Origin of the sequence: Pantoea sp. MBLJ3 (genome assembly GCF_000816655.1) — a bacterium.
Classification (GTDB): domain Bacteria; phylum Pseudomonadota; class Gammaproteobacteria; order Enterobacterales; family Enterobacteriaceae; genus Pantoea; species Pantoea eucalypti.
The window spans coordinates 38001-54482 of record NZ_JSUT01000001.1; the positions used below are offsets into that span (position 1 = coordinate 38001).

14 protein-coding genes, 4 tRNA genes and 1 other RNA gene are annotated in these 16482 nt (G+C 55.6%); 4 read left to right on the forward strand and 15 right to left on the reverse strand.

Going from position 1 to position 16482, the window contains the following annotated elements:
• Positions 1 to 32: 32 nt before the first annotated feature.
• From corA to NP77_RS00215, 9 genes are all read right to left on the reverse strand, one after another.
• A complete protein-coding gene (gene corA, locus NP77_RS00180) occupies positions 33 to 986 on the reverse strand; it encodes a magnesium/cobalt transporter CorA (RefSeq protein ID WP_003854370.1) in 954 nt (317 codons plus the stop codon).
• 178 nt (positions 987 to 1164) lie between these two features.
• Positions 1165 to 1221: a YsgD/CorL family protein gene (gene ysgD / locus NP77_RS24020; protein ID WP_369690086.1), complete on the reverse strand. Its 57-nt coding sequence runs from the start codon at positions 1219 to 1221 to the stop codon at positions 1165 to 1167.
• A gap of 67 nt (positions 1222 to 1288) precedes the next feature.
• Positions 1289 to 3451 carry a DNA helicase II gene (uvrD, locus tag NP77_RS00185; RefSeq protein ID WP_003854368.1) on the reverse strand — a complete coding sequence of 721 codons (2163 nt, stop codon included), beginning with the start codon at positions 3449 to 3451 and terminating at the stop codon, positions 1289 to 1291.
• Between the two features lie 154 nt (positions 3452 to 3605).
• Positions 3606 to 4322, reverse strand: coding sequence for a 5-amino-6-(5-phospho-D-ribitylamino)uracil phosphatase YigB (gene yigB / locus NP77_RS00190; protein ID WP_039658612.1), 717 nt, complete (start codon positions 4320 to 4322; stop codon positions 3606 to 3608).
• Positions 4319 to 5224 carry a tyrosine recombinase XerC gene (gene xerC / locus NP77_RS00195; protein ID WP_008926439.1) on the reverse strand — a complete coding sequence of 302 codons (906 nt, stop codon included), beginning with the start codon at positions 5222 to 5224 and terminating at the stop codon, positions 4319 to 4321. Before xerC ends, yigB begins: the two co-directional genes overlap by 4 nt.
• A complete protein-coding gene (locus tag NP77_RS00200; protein ID WP_003854361.1) occupies positions 5221 to 5925 on the reverse strand; it encodes a DUF484 domain-containing protein in 705 nt (234 codons plus the stop codon). Before NP77_RS00200 ends, xerC begins: the two co-directional genes overlap by 4 nt.
• On the reverse strand, positions 5922 to 6746 hold the full coding sequence (dapF, locus tag NP77_RS00205; RefSeq protein ID WP_008926438.1) for a diaminopimelate epimerase: 825 nt from the start codon (positions 6744 to 6746) through the stop codon (positions 5922 to 5924). Before dapF ends, NP77_RS00200 begins: the two co-directional genes overlap by 4 nt.
• Positions 6747 to 6774: 28 nt before the next feature.
• Positions 6775 to 6975: a lipoprotein gene (locus NP77_RS00210; protein WP_008926437.1), complete on the reverse strand. Its 201-nt coding sequence runs from the start codon at positions 6973 to 6975 to the stop codon at positions 6775 to 6777.
• Positions 6976 to 7122: 147 nt separating this feature from the next.
• Positions 7123 to 9681 carry a class I adenylate cyclase gene (locus tag NP77_RS00215; protein WP_003854355.1) on the reverse strand — a complete coding sequence of 853 codons (2559 nt, stop codon included), beginning with the start codon at positions 9679 to 9681 and terminating at the stop codon, positions 7123 to 7125.
• 316 nt (positions 9682 to 9997) lie between these two features.
• On the opposite strand from NP77_RS00215, the gene hemC reads away from it, so the two are divergent.
• From hemC to hemY, 4 genes are read left to right on the forward strand one after another with little or no spacing between them, the layout of a single operon-like run.
• Entirely contained in the window at positions 9998 to 10939 is a 942-nt protein-coding gene (hemC, locus tag NP77_RS00220; protein ID WP_033743361.1) for a hydroxymethylbilane synthase, read from the forward strand.
• Positions 10936 to 11664: a uroporphyrinogen-III synthase gene (hemD, locus tag NP77_RS00225; RefSeq protein ID WP_003854352.1), complete on the forward strand. Its 729-nt coding sequence runs from the start codon at positions 10936 to 10938 to the stop codon at positions 11662 to 11664. Before hemC ends, hemD begins: the two co-directional genes overlap by 4 nt.
• A gap of 25 nt (positions 11665 to 11689) precedes the next feature.
• Positions 11690 to 12823 (forward strand): uroporphyrinogen-III C-methyltransferase, encoded by a 1134-nt coding sequence (hemX, locus tag NP77_RS00230; RefSeq protein WP_003854351.1) that lies wholly within the window; start codon positions 11690 to 11692, stop codon positions 12821 to 12823.
• Between the two features lie 2 nt (positions 12824 to 12825).
• Complete coding sequence (gene hemY, locus NP77_RS00235) at positions 12826 to 14022, forward strand: protoheme IX biogenesis protein HemY (protein ID WP_008926434.1); 1197 nt, start codon at positions 12826 to 12828, stop codon at positions 14020 to 14022.
• Positions 14023 to 14950: 928 nt separating this feature from the next.
• Here the strand turns inward: hemY and NP77_RS22685 are convergent.
• The 6 genes from NP77_RS22685 to wecG all read right to left on the reverse strand — a co-directional run bounded on the left by NP77_RS22685 (position 14951) and on the right by wecG (position 16462).
• Positions 14951 to 15080: non-coding RNA, RtT sRNA (locus NP77_RS22685), on the reverse strand.
• A gap of 32 nt (positions 15081 to 15112) precedes the next feature.
• Positions 15113 to 15189, reverse strand: a tRNA-Pro gene (locus NP77_RS00240).
• 20 nt (positions 15190 to 15209) lie between these two features.
• Positions 15210 to 15296: transfer RNA gene (locus tag NP77_RS00245), tRNA-Leu, on the reverse strand.
• Positions 15297 to 15312: 16 nt separating this feature from the next.
• Positions 15313 to 15388 (reverse strand) — tRNA-His (locus NP77_RS00250).
• Between the two features lie 98 nt (positions 15389 to 15486).
• Positions 15487 to 15563, reverse strand: a tRNA-Arg gene (locus NP77_RS00255).
• A 158-nt stretch (positions 15564 to 15721) separates the two neighbouring features.
• The gene (gene wecG / locus NP77_RS00260) at positions 15722 to 16462 is read right to left on the reverse strand and encodes a lipopolysaccharide N-acetylmannosaminouronosyltransferase (protein ID WP_039658613.1); all 741 of its coding nucleotides are present in this window, start codon (positions 16460 to 16462) and stop codon (positions 15722 to 15724) included.
• Positions 16463 to 16482: the final 20 nt, after the last annotated feature.

Here is a 16482-nt window from a genome sequence, read left to right on the forward strand (position 1 = left end):
AAACGGGCCATCTGAGATGGCCCGTGGCTGTTTTAAAGCCAGTTTTTACGCTTGAAGTAGAGATAAGGTGCCAGTCCGGCAAGAATCATCAGGCCGATAGCCGCAGGATAACCAAAGCTCCACTTCAGTTCCGGCATAAACTCGAAGTTCATCCCGTAGCTGGAAGCCACCAGCGTTGGCGGCAGAAACACCACGGAGACCACCGAGAAGATCTTGATGATGCGGTTCTGTTCGATGTTGATAAAGCCCATCGCCGCCTGCATCAGGAAGTTGACCTTCTGGAACAGTGATTCGTTATGCGGCAGCAGCGATTCGATATCGCGCAGAATTTCCCGCGCCTGCTCCAGCTGATTGCCCGGCAGACGCGCTTTACGCACCAGGAAGTTCAGGGCGCGCTGAGTATCCATCAGACAGAGACGCACCTTCCAGCCGATATCTTCCAGTTCCGCGAGCCGCGACAGCGCCTGATCGTACTCTTCGCCCTGCTGACCTTCCATGATCACCCGGCTGAGTTTCTCCAGCGCGCTGTAGATGTTCTCGATTTCATCGGCAAGCTGTTCGATTTTGGTTTCAAACAGGTCGAGCAGCAGCTCAAAGGCATTGCCGTCGATCAGCGTCTGGTTACGGGCGCGCATACGATAGAGGCGAAAAGCGGGCAGTTCGCGTTCGCGCAGTGTATAGAGGCGGCCTTCACGGATGGTGAACGCCACAGTAGAGTTACCGGCGTGATCGTCAGCATCTTCATAGAAGAAGAAGGAGTGAATATGCAGACCATCTTCATCTTCGAAGAAACGTGCTGAGGCCTCAATGTCTTCCAGCTCAGGCCGTGTTGCCAGGCTCTGACCCAGTTCTGACTGCACCCGATCACGTTCGCCCTCTTCCGGTTCAATAAGATCGACCCAGACGGAGGTGGTCAGTTTGTCGTTTTCGTCTTCCAGCTCCAGTCGCGTCAGGCGGCTGTGATCCAGTTTAAATGCGCTCAGCATAGCAATACTCCCCATTGCAGACTAAATGGGACAAGGCAGTCCGCCGTTCCTCAACATGGAACGTGCGGCCTGAACACGGAAACAGAGTTTCAGAGATAAATCAGTGCTGACTCGTGCGACGGAATCAAAAAGGGAGGTCGCTGATAACCGCTAAGGCTACCCGCGTAAAGAGGTAGCCTTAGATGTTATTCCTGGTATCCAGGTCATTGAGCCAGCATCGACTGGGCGTGTCCAAGGCATTGTCCTCTCATGATAATAGTGGGCGCATGTTACGCTGAGACGAAAAAGCCGTCAACCGCACGCTAAAGCGTTTCCAGCTTTGCGTAAGCCGCCACCAGCCACTTGATTCCCTGCCCCTGAAACGCCACCTGCAGGCGGCTGTGTTCACCGCTGCCTTCCAGATTAATGATGGTGCCTTCGCCAAATTTCGCGTGATGAACACGCTGACCCAGCGCGAATCCGCTGTCATTTTTGGTCACCGGGGCACCCATCCGCTGATGGTTTACCGGACGGCTCACGCTGGCGCGCAGACGCACTTCTTCGATGCACGCTTCGGGCAGTTCGCCGATGAAACGGGAAGGCCGGTGATACACTTCCTTACCATAGAGTCGGCGGGTTTCAGCGTAGGTCAGTGTCAGTTTCATCATGGCACGGGTTACGCCGACATAAGCCAGACGACGCTCCTCTTCCAGACGGCCGCCTTCATCCAGCGACATCTGGCTCGGGAACATCCCCTCTTCCATGCCGACAATAAAGACCTGGCTGAACTCCAGCCCTTTCGCCGAGTGCAGCGTCATCAGCTGAACCGCATCCTGCCACTTGTCCGCCTGACCTTCACCCGCTTCAAGGGCGGCATGGGACAAGAAGGCCTGCAGCGGCATCAGATCTTCATCTTCGTCCTGATAGCTGAACTGGCGTGTTGCCGTCACCAGCTCCTCAAGGTTTTCGATACGCGCCTGGCCCTTCTCACCTTTTTCCTGCTCATACATCAGCCACAGGCCTGAGTCTTTAATGACCCGGTCAGTCTGAACATGCAGCGGTAAATCGGCGGTTTCGGTAGCCAGTGAATCGACCAGCTCACAGAAGCGTTGCAGCGCAGACGCGGCACGGCCAGCCAGCGCGCGGCTTTGCAGCAGTTCGCGCGTGGCCTGCCACAACGTCATCTGACGCTCACGGGCGGTCTGACGCACCACGTCGAGCGTGCGATCGCCCACGCCACGTGTCGGGGTATTTACCACGCGCTCAAAGGCCGCGTCGTCATTGCGGTTCGCCATCAGACGCAGATAGGAGAGCGCATCTTTGATCTCCTGGCGTTCGAAGAAGCGCATGCCGCCATAAATACGGTACGGCATGCTGCTTTGCAGCAGCGCCTCTTCCAGCACACGCGACTGGGCGTTGCTGCGATAGAGAATGGCGCAGTCGTTGAGCGCGCCGCCGTTCTCCATCCAGACCTTGATGCGGTTAACCACAAAGCGTGCTTCATCCAGCTCATTAAAGGCGCAATAGATAGAGATTGGCTCACCATCGCTGCCTTCAGTCCAGAGCTCTTTACCCAGGCGGCCATTGTTGTTGGCGATCAGGGCATTGGCGGCTTTCAGGATGTTATTGGTTGAGCGATAGTTCTGCTCCAGACGAATGGTTTCCGCGCCTGGGAAATCCTGCAGGAAGCGCTGAATATTCTCGACCTGCGCGCCGCGCCAGCCGTAGATCGACTGATCATCATCGCCCACGATGATCACCCGGCCGCTGTCGCCCGCCAGCATCCGAATCCAGGCGTACTGAATGTTGTTGGTATCCTGAAACTCATCTACCAGCACGTTGGTAAAACGTTCGCGGTAGTGATTAAGAATGTGCGGCTTGTTGAGCCACAGCTCATGGGCGCGCAGAAGCAGCTCGGCGAAGTCAACTAAACCGGCGCGATCACAGGCTTCCTGATAGGCCTGATAAATGCGCAGCCAGGTCTGCTCAATCGGATTGCCGTAGCTTTCAATATGCTTTGGCCGCAGGCCTTCATCTTTTTTGCCGTTGATGTACCACATGCCCTGACGCGCAGGCCACTGCTTGTCATCAAGGTTCATGGATTTAATCAGGCGCTTAAGCAGACGCAGCTGATCTTCACTGTCGAGGATCTGAAAATCCTGCGGCAGACCGGCATCAAGATGGTGAGCGCGCAGTAAACGGTGCGCCAGGCCGTGGAAGGTGCCGATCCACATCCCGCCCTGACTGGTGCCGATCAGATGCTCGATACGGTGACGCATCTCCGCGGCCGCTTTGTTGGTAAAGGTCACCGCCATAATTGAATAGGGAGAGCAATTCTCCACCGACATCAGCCAGGCAATGCGATGCACCAGCACCCGCGTTTTACCACTGCCCGCGCCTGCCAGCACCAGCAGGTTACTGCGCGGAGCCGCAACGGCAGCGCGCTGATTGTCATTCAAACCATCGAGCAGTTCAGAAACGTCCATAAGCACCGTTTACCAGAGAAAAAGCGTCGTCGTCGCGCTGATTATTCCGCCTGCCGCAAGACAGTATCGCTGCCCGTCAGGCGGCGACACAGATGCCAGATTAGCGACGGCGGCAAAGCAGAAAAGAGGAGACGACTGGATAAATTTACAGCCATTATAGCAGTGAGGTGAGTGATGCCAACCGCGAAATTTCGACATGCGGCAACAGGCGCGCATCCGGGATATGCATCAGGTTGCCCTGCCGCAGGTTAATCCAGCAGGCCTGCAGTCCGCAGCGCAGTGAGCCCGCGACATCGGTTGTGAGGTCATCACCGACATGCAGAATATGATGTGGTGCGATATCAAGGCGTTGCGCGGCAAGCTGATACATATCCTGCCACGGCTTGGCGCGCCCATCCGGCCCGGCCCGCAGCGTAAACTGAAAGTAGTGCGCAATGCCCATTTTTTCCGGGCAGGCGTTACCGTTGGTGACCGCCACCAGCGGGATTTTTTCCGCCAGCGCTTTTAGCGTCTGATGCGTCTCATCCGGCATCTCGACCTGACTCCGCCACTGATGAAAGACCGCCATGACATCTGCCGCGCCCGCTGTCGCTTCAGCGGCCGAGAGGCCGACATTCAGCATCGCCAGCTCTACCGAACGGCGTCGCCACTCCGATACATCATGATAGATTTCAGGCTCACGCTGCAGCAGTTCGTCACGTAACTGCTGATAATCCTGCGGCGTGAAGTCACGCAGCGCCGGATGAAAAGCCTGCAACGCCGCATGGGACTCCAGCGTGGTACGACGAATCACCGGGTAGTTATCGTAGAGCGTGTCATCAAGGTCGAAGCTCATAGCTTTTATGGCCGACAGCGGACGATAAAACTTCATTCGTTCTTTCCTCGTTTGGCGCGGGGATGCGCAGCGTCATACACCGAAGCCAGATGCTGGAAGTCGAGATGGGTGTAGATCTGGGTCGTCGACAGATTCGCATGCCCCAGTAACTCCTGCACGGCGCGCAGGTCGCCGCTGGACTCCAGCAGATGCGTGGCAAAAGAGTGGCGCAACTTATGCGGATGGATATGGCTCGCCAGACCCTGTCTGATGCCCCATTCGGCAAAGCGCTTCTGTACGTTGCGGGGCGAAATGCGGTTGCCGCGCGTCGACAGAAACAGCGCATCATCCTGGGCACCGAACGTTTCACGCAGCGGCAGCCAGTGCTGGATCCAGGTGACGGCCGTGCGGCCAATCGGAACCCGGCGCTCTTTGCTGCCCTTACCCACGACCCACACTTCACCGGAATCGAGATCGACATGGCGGCAATCCATATTGACCAGTTCGGAGAGACGCAGACCGCCGCCATACATCACTTCCAGCATCGCCCGGTCGCGCACCGCCAGCGGATCGTCAAGGTCGATCTCCAGCAGCTGATTCACTTCATCAACATCAATATTTTTGGGCAGATGCCGTGCTTTACGTGGCGTCATTACCCCTTTGGCAGGATTAGCGGAGAGCAAACCCTGACTCACCTGCCAGTCGAGGAAACTGCGCAGCGCAGAGAGGCGCAGCGCCAGGCTGCTGGCAGAGAGTCCGGCACGACGGCTACGCGCCGCCATGCTGCGCACCTGCGCGGGTTCCAGCTGTGCCCAGCTGCTGAGCTTCATCTCGTCAGCAATCGCCACCAGCGCGGCAAGCTGTCGCGCATAACTGCTCTGGGTTAACGGACTCAGCTGGCGCTCCACTTTCAGGTAGCGCAGGAATCCGTCGACAGCCTCCAGCAGCGTGCTACTCATGCGCGCTCGACCCAGCGGGAAAGCAGATCAGGCATCATCTGCGACAGGTGCTGCAACAGCAGTGTCCCCATACCCGACTGGTAGTGCTGGCTGTCGCGACTGCTGAACACCAGCACGCCGAGATCGCCCTCTTCGCCCATCAGCGACATGGCCACCGAACCGATCGCTTTTGCCTGCGGCAGCAGCAGCAGCAGTTCCGGGCCATTAATGTTGCCGAGATAGTGATGCTGGTTACCGAAGCGCTGAATACGCAGCGGTTCAAACGCCTGACGCGACAGGCTCAGCTGAAAGAAATCGGAAGGCGCGCCCAGCAGCCATTTGTCACTAAACAGCCGCACATTGGCACCTGCCAGGCCCAATTCACGTGCCCAGCGGTGCAATCGGTTGAGCATATCCTGCAGCGAATCAGCCGCTGCCAGATGACTTTCCAGCGACAGCAGACGGTCAAACAGTTCGTGGTTAGCGCTGGCCTGCTCCATCAGCAGCGTGATCTCTTCTTCCAGCCGCTGAATGTGGTTGCGTTGCCGCGCCATGTGCCACTCAACCAGCGACACGCTGCCGCGCACCGGATGCGGCACCGCCATCTGTTCAACTGCGCGGGCATTGCGGATAAAGAAATCGGGATTCTGCCGCAGATAATCACTGACGGCCTGATCGTCCAGCAGAACCGAACTGTCAGTCTGCTCTTCGATATTTTTCATAGATGAATAAACCCATCGTAGACGTGTGTCGCAGGCCCGGTCATATAGAGCGGCTGACCGGCACCTTTCCAGGAGATATGCAGCGTTCCACCAGGCAGATCGACACGGACGTTAGGTGCCAGAATGCCCTGCTGAATGCCGCATGCAACGGCAGCACAGGCGCCACTGCCGCACGCCTGTGTTTCACCCGCGCCGCGTTCATAGACGCGCAGGCGGATATGTTCGGGATTGATGATCTCCATAAAACCCACATTGACGCGATCCGGGAAACGCTCATGGCTCTCCAGAATCGGGCCCAGCAGTTCAACCTGCGCGGTTTTCACACTTTCAACCTGGATGACGCAGTGAGGATTACCCATCGACACCGCACCCAGCATTACCGTCTGTTCGGCAACGCGCAGCAGATAGAGGTTTTCGGCTTTGTTGGCGCGGAACGGCACCTGCTGAGGCTCAAAGTTGGGCTCGCCCATGTTCACGCGCACCTGGTCATCCGGCGTCACGGTCAGGACCATACGGCCATTTTGCGTACTGACCCGGATATCGGTCTTGTTGGTCAGCCCTTTGAGCTGAACAAAGCGGGCAAAACAGCGCGCACCGTTACCGCACTGAGCCACTTCACTGCCGTCGGCGTTGAAAATGCGATAGTGGAAATCGAGATCGGGATCGTAAGGGGGTTCAACAATCAGCAGCTGATCAAATCCGATCCCCAGATGACGATCGGCCAGCCGGCGGATCAACTCCGGCGAAAAAAAGACGTTTTGTGTCACTGCATCCACAACCATAAAATCGTTGCCGAGACCGTGCATTTTGGAGAACTGCATTTTTTGCTCCGCCGGATAAGCCATCAGATTAGTTCGCTTGTACGCCTGAGTTGCCGGTAACCAGTCCGCCCACATCGGCTTTTTTGGCATCCGCTTTCTGGCGTTCGGTCGGCGATTGTTGTTTCTTCGGCTGATCCTTCGGCGGGAAGTAAAGCGGTCCTTTCAGACCACAACCTGCAAGGCTGGTTACAGCCAGTGTCACGGCCAACAGGCTTATTACTTTCTTCATTCTTTATGCTCTTCATGTCCTTTACCTGGATGCTTATCATCGCAGTTGAAGGTGGAAAAGCAACAGGAAATCCCCGCTAATAGCGTGAACCGGGTGACAAGCCAGAAAGATAGCGGCCACCTGCAGAGCGCAGGCAGGCCGTCAGCATCAATGCACCTGATAGCGCGGTTGATAGTCGCTGTTGTCGTTGTCAGGCTGCGTCGTACACAGTTGCGTCAGCGTCTGACTACGGAACGGAATCACCTGGAATCGCTCACCCGTGTTCACAATCTGATAGAACTGCGGCAGGTTAAAGTTGATAAAGCTCGACCCATAGGTGAAGCGATCGTGCGATGAGGAGTAGAACCGACTGACGTCGCGCACCAGCTCCTCTTTGCTGCCTTCACAGTGATGATAGACCTCAACCCGATTGGTCTCATCGAGAATGTAGATATTGAAGCCGCGCTCATCCGTGGTGTTTTCAAAGAAGAACTGAATGATGCCTTCGCTGGCATAGCCGTTAACAACGGGTGGCAGCGGCGTCTGATTCGTTTCGACTTTAATAGAGAGTCCATGCAGCTTGTTGTTGGAGATCGCGCCATAAAACTCAACGGCATTTTCCAGCTTCTGCACAGAAACACTCATACGTTCAAAGAACAGACCCCAGGTCTGGCCTGCCATGCGCAGCGCTTTAAAGCGGCCCGGCTCCTGACGTGTGCTGGAAAGGCGCAGCTCAATGCACTCTGAGACCAGCTGCTGCACGCGCGTGCGGATGAGACCGCGCAGGTGCTGGCTGTAGCAGAACACTTCCACCGTATCCGGCGGTGCGGCATCCTGATGCATCTTGCCAAGAATGGTTTTCAGTCCTTCGATCATCGCCTGTTCGCCGCTGAAATGCAGTGTACGCACCTCATTCCAGGAGTTGCGATAGAGCAGATCGATACTGCCAATCAGGCACTGCTGCTGCTGACCAAAGCTAAAAACATCCAGCTTGCGGAAGTCGAAGTGCACCACCTGGTTGCGGAAGGCCGCTGTCGGGTCATGCTCAAGGTTAACAATAATCGCCAGGTGACGAATTTCACACGGGCTGTAGAGCGCTTTTGGTGTCGGCGAAGGCAGACGCAGCGGGAAGTGGCTGGAAACATCGTTAACCAGCTCCTGCAGACGCGCCAGATCGCAAATCTCATTGCCTTTAATATGCAGCCGGGTTTTGCGGGTCAGCAGACCATTAAACCACGCCCACGCCACCAGCTTGTTCAGGTAGCGGTTATATTCCAGCGGCTGATGGCTGATGATCGAATCCATATCCGGTGCCTGGTTATAGAGATACCAGCCGGAACGGTTGGCACGGCCAGGTGGGACATGAATAAAGGTCAGATTCGGTTCAGAGAGATCGGGCGAAATCTGCGGGTTCACCAGCGTCACTTTGCCCGGCAGCGCTTCAAACGCGGCATACAGTTTACGGGTTAATACACCGATATCCTGCGGGCTGGCGCTAACGCTTAAGTTATTGCGGCGGGCAAAGCGGATCAGGTTGCGATAGCTTTGCATCATCGCATCCAGTAATTCGTTATGGGCTTCGCGCACCCGCTCAATTTTCCACTCGGCGCGGTTGTCCAGAACGGCAATCTTCTCTTCGTTCCAGCCCCACTCTTTGACCAGCTGCGATAAAATCTCGCGACGCCAGCCGGTGCGATGATGATGATCTTCGGTGCTGAGCTTTTCACATACTTTGAGATAGAAGCAGCGACGAACCAGATCAAGACGCGGCTGATCGTCAACGCTGGTGAGATAGTGCGTTACGCGTTCCAGCATCATGCAGTAAGGATCGAGTCCGAAGCAGATGATTTCGCCGTCGTGCAGGCGCTGTTTGATATCCATCGCCAGCAGCTGCGTGTTCGGGTATTCCCAGCTATAGGCTTCCAGCAGCAACGTTTTCAGTACGGCTTTATAAGGCGAGTCGATGCTTTTATAGAGCTGCCACAGACTGGCACCAAAATACTCTTCAGCAGACAGCGTACCGAGGCCACCCAGATCGAGCCACTCATTGGGGGTCAGCACGCCTTTCGCGTACAGCGACATCACGTAATCGTCATAGTGATGCTCTTCTTCACCCGGTACCATATTCCACAGGAGACGTTTGCCCGCCATACGAACCGCAGTACGGTAAAACTCATCCAGCAGCAAAATGTGTTGGGTTGAGCCGCAATCTTCACCGCCCAGGCTGCCGCTTTCATTGTGACGGAAGCGGTTCTCATCAATCAGGAAGAAACTGACTTCCACACCCATTGAGACGCACCACTTCTGCAATAACGTACATTTGCGCTGCAGATTCAGGCGCTCTTCATTATCAAGCCAGGATTGATGGCAGACCCAGATATCGAGATCCGAGACGCTATTCTGGCCGACAGACGAGGTGCTGCCCATGGAGTAAATGGCGGTGATTGGCATCTCGCCTTTCGGCGCATCGGCATGGCGCAGGTCGCTGTCGCCGGTGAGATCGGCCAGCAGCTGGCGCTGATTTTCATCAGGCGTGTAGAAGCTGATGCCATATGGAACGCTACCTTCAAGGTAACCCGGCATCTGAGGATGTTGATAATGTAATAAGGTTGGCAGCAGACTGTAGACGCGCTGAAAAGCGGGTCCCATAGCAGCCAGCGCACGATCAACGCGCAGCTGGTTGATTGCATCCAGTCTCTGTTTCAGTGTCTCAATGTAGAGGTACAAGACGTTTCGCCTGATTGTCCCAGTGTTTAAGCACCCTGTTTCCACGCTCTGCCGCTTATTAAAGTAAAAAGTGGGCAGATAATTGCTGGAAACGTGATCAATCTAACACTCGCCAGATTGACCGTAAAGAAAGTTGCGCTACTTAACAGTTTAGCACGTTCTTACCAGCTTCCCGCCTTTTCAGCGCTGGTTCCCACGTTATGGCTTGATAATCCGGGCCTGAAACCGTGCGCAGGCCCTTTTCAATCCGTTGAAACTGACAGTATTCATCCAGAGATGATAGGATATTCAGTGAACGATAAAAATGGTTAACAGCATGTTAGACAAAATTTTCAGAATTGCTACAAGACAAAGCCCGCTCGCATTATGGCAGGCACATTATGTACAGCAACGCCTCATGAGTGCCCATCCGGGACTGCGCGTTGAGCTGGTGCCTATGGTCACGAAAGGTGACATTATTCTTGATACGCCGCTGGCAAAAGTGGGTGGCAAAGGACTGTTTGTCAAAGAGCTTGAGCTGGCGATGCAGGATGGCCGTGCCGATATGGCTGTGCACTCCATGAAAGATGTGCCGGTCAGTTTCCCTGAAGGTCTGGGCCTGGTGACCATCTGCGAGCGCGACGATCCGCGCGATGCGTTCGTTTCCCATCATTATGACTCTATTGACGCGCTGCCACAGGGAGCCATTGTCGGCACCTCCAGCCTGCGTCGTCAGTGCCAGATTAGTGCGCGCCGTCCGGATCTGGTGATCCGTTCGCTGCGGGGTAATGTGGGCACCCGTCTCGGCAAGCTCGATGCCGGAGAGTATGACGCGATCATTCTGGCCGTTGCCGGGCTGAAACGCCTGGGACTGGAAGATCGCATTCGCCAGGCAATGCCTGCCGAAGTTTCCCTGCCCGCCGTGGGTCAGGGTGCGGTCGGCATTGAATGCCGTCTGGACGACAGCGTCTTAATTGACCTGTTACGGGCACTGAACCACGATGACACCGAAGTCTGCGTCAGAGCGGAACGCGCCATGAATACCCGCTTAGAAGGTGGCTGCCAGGTGCCCATCGGCAGTTTCGCGGTGCTGGAAGGCAATGACCTCTGGCTGCGCGGCATGGTCGGCGCACCAGATGGCCGGGTGATGGTCAGCGGCGAACGCCGGGGTCCACGCGCGCAGGCAGAACAGATGGGCATTTCACTGGCCGATGAACTGCTGAATGGCGGCGCACGTGAAATCCTGAAAGAAGTTTACCAGGGGCAGCCGCCGGCATGACCATCCTGGTGACGCGCCCGGAACCCGCAGCGGCAGAGCTGGTATCGCGCCTGCATGCCCTTGGCAAACAGGCGTGGAGCCTGCCGCTGATCGAGTTCGCACCGGGCGCTGACCTCGCCTCTCTGCCCCAGAAGCTCGCCGGACTTCATGCTGGCGACCTCGTCTTTATCCTTTCTCAGCAGGTTATTCACTACGCGCAGCATGCGATCAAAGCATGGCCCACTGAGCTGGACTATTATGCAATTGGTCGCAGCACCGCACTGGCGTTTCACACCGTCAGTGGCCAGCAGGTGACCTGGCCACATGCTCATGAAACCAGTGAGGAATTGATCCAGATAAACACGCTTCAGCAGATTTCCGGTAAACGTGCGCTGATCCTGCGAGGCGATCCCGGACGCGAGTTGCTGGCAGAGACCTTAACCCGGCGAGGTGCTGAGGTGACGTTTGCTGCCTGCTACCAGCGCTGCCAGAAGCATTATGATGGACCCGTTGAAGGCCGCCGCTGGCGCGATCGCGGCGTCTCGGTGCTGGTGGTGACCAGCGGTGAAATGTTACAACAGCTCTTTTCGCTGTTCCCCGCAGTTGATCGTGAGGAATGGCTGCTCCACTGCCGACTGATTGTCGTCAGTGAACGTTTGGCTACCCTGGCCGCTGGATTAGGTTGGCAGGATATTCAGGTAGCCGATGGTGCCGATAACGATGCGCTGCTGCGCGCGTTACGCTGAACTTTAACAATGGGATGTGCCACATATGACGGAACAAAAAGACTCCTCCGCCATGGTTGAAGAAACCACCCCAGCGGTTGACCGCTCCTCTTCCAGCAACAGCACACCACCGCGTAATGCGAAAAAGGGTGGCATGGTGTTGGGTGCCGTTGCGATTGTCATCGCGCTGGCGATGGGTGCGGGTTTATACCTTAACGGGAAACATCAGGCTGATTTACAGGCACAAACCAATCAAAAGCTGAGCGACCAGTTAAGCGCGTTGCAGCAGCAGGCCGGCAGCGATAAACAGCAGCTGACACAGCAATTAAGTAGCGCTGAAAAGGCGTTGCAGACTGCGCAACAGCAGCAGAATGCCTCAGCAAAAGAGCTGGAAACCCTGCGTGAAAAAGTAGCCGTGATCTCTGGCAACGACGTGCGCAGCTGGCTGCTGGCACAGGCGGACTATCTGGTGAAACTGGCGGGCCGCAAACTCTGGAGCGATCAGGATGTCACGACAGCCGCGGCACTGCTGAAAAGCGCCGATGCCAGCCTGGCCGACATGAACGATCCCAGCGTGATGAATGTGCGTCGTGCACTGACCCAGGATATCAGCAACCTCTCTTCCGTTACGCAGGTCGACTACGACGGGGTGATCCTCAAGCTGAATCAGTTGTCGAATAACGTTGATAATCTGCGCCTGGCCGATAACGACAGCGATGATGCGCCGATGGACAGCGATGGCGGCGAACTCTCAGGTTCGGTGCGCGAATGGCGTCAGAATCTGGTGAAAAGCTGGCATAATTTTATGGATGATTTTATTACCATCCGTCGTCGCGATAACACCGCACAGCCGCTGCTGGCACCGAATCAGGATGTATATCTGCGTGAGAATATCCGCTCGCGTCTGCTGATCGCTGCTCAGGCTGTTCCGCGTCATCAGGATGAGATTTATAAACAATCTATCGATACCGTGTCCGCCTGGGTTCGCGCCTGGTACGACACCAATGATGCCGCCACCAAAGCTTTCCTTGCCCAGCTGGATGAGCTGAGTCAGCAGAACATCAATATGGATCTGCCGGATAACCTGGAAAGTCAGCCATTGCTGGAACAGCTGATGCAGACGCGGGTGCGCAACCTGTTAGCGCAACCTTCTGCCGCTGCTAATCAGCAGGGGGGCTAAGCATGCTTAAGGTATTTATCCTCTTTATCCTGCTGATTGCGGGCGTGGTGCTGGGACCGATGATTGCCGGTCATCAGGGCTACGTGCTGATTCAGACTGATAACTGGAATATCGAAACCAGCGTCACAGGCCTGGTCATTATCCTTATTCTCAGCCTGCTGGTGATTCTGGCCGTAGAGTGGCTGCTGCGCCGCGTGCTGCACACCGGCGCGCGAACCCGTGGCTGGTTTACCGGACGTAAACGCCGTCGCGCCCAGCGCCATACCCAGTCGGCGCTGATGAAGCTGGCAGAAGGCGACCACCGTCAGGTTGAGAAACTGCTCTCTAAAGATGCCGATCACGCTGATGTGCCTGTAGCCAACTATCTGCTGGCTGCAGAAGCTGCACAACAGCGTGGTGATGAAGCCCGTGCTAATCAGCATCTTGAGCGTGCTGCAGAGCTGTCGGAAAACAATACCATTCCGGTGGAAATCGCCCGCGCACGTATTCAGCTGGCACGTAACGAAGATCACGCTGCGCGTCATAGCATCGACCGCCTGCTGGAAGTGGCACCGCGTCACCCGGAAGTACTGCGCCTGGCCGAACAGGCGTATATCCGCACAGGAGCCTGGAGTGCGCTGCTGGATATTCTGCCGTCGATGCAGAAGTCACAGGTCGGCGATGAGCTGCATCGCGATGCCTTGCAGCAGCAGGCCTGGCTGGGTCTGATGAATCAGGCGATGGCTGATCAGGGCAGTGATGGGCTGAAGCGATGGTGGAGCACACTGAGTCGCAAGACCCGTCAGGATACGACGTTGCAGGTCGCCATGGCGGATCATCTGATTGAGTGTGACGATCACGACACCGCACAGTCTATCGTGCTGGAAGGCCTGAAACGTCATTATGACGATCGTCTGGTACTGCTGATGCCACGTATCAAAAGCGGCAATCCCGAAGCACTGGAGAAAGCATTACGTCAGCAGATTAAACAGCATGGCGCAACGCCGTTGCTGCACAGTACGCTGGGGCAGTTGCTGATGCGTCATGGGGAATGGCAGCAGGCAGCTGACGCGCTGCAGCAGGCGCTGGCGCAGCGGCCGGATGCGTTCGATTATGCATGGCTGGCAGATGTTTATGACCGTCTGCATCGCCCGGAAGAGGCTGCAAAAATGCGCCGTGAAGGGTTGTTGCTGACGCTGAAGAATAACCCAAACGCCTGATGCGATTGTCAGACAGGATAAAGCCGGGCTCGCCCGGCTTTTTTGTGCCCAAAATCTGCCATCCGGTTCTCGCAGGCAAAAAAAAACACCTGCCAGTGGCAGGTGTAAGATCAGGTCGGTAAGACAACCGGGAGGTACCTGACTCAACGTGGTGTCTGTTAACCCTGTAAGGCTTACGCGATACAGGCAGGCAGACAACAGGTACCGAAAATTGGCTCTGCATCATTCCCAGGTTTATGTAGCATAAGCAGACATAAGAGGTGGAATGAGCATCTACAGCAGAATTATTGCACAAGCCGTGCCAGGTTAAGGTTTATATTTAAAGTAATTATAAATCAATAACTTAATCACAGTGCCAAATCTGTTCTTAGCCATGTCCGATGTTAAGTGTCGGTATCCGGCGACAGCTTGCATTTTCTCTGTCTCTTAATAGAGACAGCGAGGCCAATCTCTCTGTGAACTTAACAATAACAATGACTTATTTGTCGGCGATTCACGACGCTGCTACTCCTGCTTAAGCAACTTTAACTGACAACTGGCGAAATCAAAGCGGGAGAGCTGGCATCGAAGATTAGCAAACAGCAGCCCGTTCTCACCGCTGTGCCGGCTTCAGGGAGCATACGCCTTTCGCAAAGACGCAAAAGACGCCATCCCTGGCGGCCTCAGCGCGGGCCGTCCGTGGCCCGCGATGCTTTGCTACAGGCGTATGCTCCCTTCGCTTCAAGTCTGGCAGACGCATCGGGAACTTACATGGACGCTTCAGACTGGTGAGAGATCTAAAGCCGGATTCATCTGACGGTGTTCCCTTCGCAGGCTCGCACTCACCGCAACATTGTTCCGCAGCCTACGCCCCTAATCTCTCGCAGAAATTTGCATCCTCTTTCTACAGACGAAAAAAAACCTGTCTTTTCAGACAGGTTTCTAAAAATGGTCGGCGAGAGAGGATTACACTGCTCTATGAGCAGCGCCCTGCGGGCCGTTGCTGAAGCAACGTTGTCTCGCTTCGCTCGGCTCAAACCTCCTTCGGAGGTCCTCATCCTCTTTTATACAGACGAAAAAAAACCTGTCTTTTCAGACAGGTTTCTAAAAATGGTCGGCGAGAGAGGATTCGAACCTCCGACCCACTGGTCCCAAACCAGTTGCGCTACCAAGCTGCGCTACTCGCCGATTTTTTTAACTGTTTTGCCTGGTGCGAAGAGAGGGACTTGAACCCTCACGTCCGTTAAGACACTAACACCTGAAGCTAGCGCGTCTACCAATTCCGCCACCTTCGCGTTTCCCAGCAAAATCTGGGGTGGCTAATGGGACTCGAACCCACGACAACTGGAATCACAATCCAGGGCTCTACCAACTGAGCTATAGCCACCACAATTCTTAATGTCACAGATTTAAAACCTGCAGCATTTAAATCTCTACTGCCAACCGCGGTAAATCAACCACCGAAGCTCATGCGCACAAACGATATGGCGCGCCCGACAGGATTCGAACCTGAGACCTCTGCCTCCGGAGGGCAGCGCTCTATCCAGCTGAGCTACGGGCGCGTAGCGCCGTTGCGGATGTGCATACTAGAGATAAGCGCCCATCGTGTCTAGTGCTTTTTAAATAAAAAGACGCGTTTGATTACGCTTTGTGCACTTTCTCGACAAATAGTGCATTTCCTCTCTCACAATGCCTAAAAATGCGGCATTTATCAGCAATATCAGAGATCGCCGCGCAAGTGGTAGCGCAAATATTTAAGCAGTTTTAATTGCCTGCGCAGGCGGCTCGGTTGTCGAATCAGACGATAGAGCCACTCCAGCCCCAGTCGCTGCCAGATTTTAGGGGCGCGCTTCACATGACCGGTAAAAACATCGTAGGTTCCGCCTACGCCCATGTAGAGCGCATCAGGACAGTGCGCACGGCACGCCAGCATCAGCAGCTCCTGACGTGGCGATCCCAGCGCTACAGTGACGAGCTTCGCACCGCTAGCCGCAATCCGGGCAAACAGCGCATCCTGATCGGCTGGCGCAAAATAGCCATCCTGCGCGCCAACAATATTCACATTCCACTGGCGGCGTAACTTATCACAGGTTTCATCCAGCACCCGCTGGCGACCACCGATAAGAAACACCGGCGTCCCTTCACGCCCGGCGCGCTCCATCAACGCTTCCCATAAATCTGCTCCCGCAATGCGCTGCACCGACGCCTGCGGATATTTTTTACGAATCGACCGCACAATACTGATGCCATCGGCATACGCATATTCAGCCTGCGCTAACAGCGTGCGTAATCCCTCATCCCGCTCAGCGGTCAGAATCTTCTCTGCATTGATCGCCACTAAAATACCGCTGCGAACGCGCTGCGGCGGCATCAAAAAATTCACCGCCGACGGCATGTTTTCGAAGCCATACAAATCAACGCCGCGAATCCGGTACTGCGGCGTCTCAGTTAACGTTGTCATATCTTCCGTCAATCCCAGAG

What these genes read in the sequence shown, in the direction of transcription:
- NP77_RS00200 (WP_003854361.1), bottom strand. Translation starts at nt 5,925, where the DNA reads ATGAAAAATATCGAAGAGCAGACTGACAGTTCGGTTCTGCTGGACGAT.
- yigB (WP_039658612.1), bottom strand. Translation starts at nt 4,322, where the DNA reads ATGAAGTTTTATCGTCCGCTGTCGGCCATAAAAGCTATGAGCTTCGAC.
- uvrD (WP_003854368.1), bottom strand. Translation starts at nt 3,451, where the DNA reads ATGGACGTTTCTGAACTGCTCGATGGTTTGAATGACAATCAGCGCGCT.
- hemD (WP_003854352.1), top strand. Translation starts at nt 10,936, where the DNA reads ATGACCATCCTGGTGACGCGCCCGGAACCCGCAGCGGCAGAGCTGGTA.
- hemX (WP_003854351.1), top strand. Translation starts at nt 11,690, where the DNA reads ATGACGGAACAAAAAGACTCCTCCGCCATGGTTGAAGAAACCACCCCA.
- corA (WP_003854370.1), bottom strand. Translation starts at nt 986, where the DNA reads ATGCTGAGCGCATTTAAACTGGATCACAGCCGCCTGACGCGACTGGAG.
- NP77_RS00210 (WP_008926437.1), bottom strand. Translation starts at nt 6,975, where the DNA reads ATGAAGAAAGTAATAAGCCTGTTGGCCGTGACACTGGCTGTAACCAGC.
- dapF (WP_008926438.1), bottom strand. Translation starts at nt 6,746, where the DNA reads ATGCAGTTCTCCAAAATGCACGGTCTCGGCAACGATTTTATGGTTGTG.
- wecG (WP_039658613.1), bottom strand. Translation starts at nt 16,462, where the DNA reads ATGACAACGTTAACTGAGACGCCGCAGTACCGGATTCGCGGCGTTGAT.
- hemY (WP_008926434.1), top strand. Translation starts at nt 12,826, where the DNA reads ATGCTTAAGGTATTTATCCTCTTTATCCTGCTGATTGCGGGCGTGGTG.
- xerC (WP_008926439.1), bottom strand. Translation starts at nt 5,224, where the DNA reads ATGAGTAGCACGCTGCTGGAGGCTGTCGACGGATTCCTGCGCTACCTG.
- hemC (WP_033743361.1), top strand. Translation starts at nt 9,998, where the DNA reads ATGTTAGACAAAATTTTCAGAATTGCTACAAGACAAAGCCCGCTCGCA.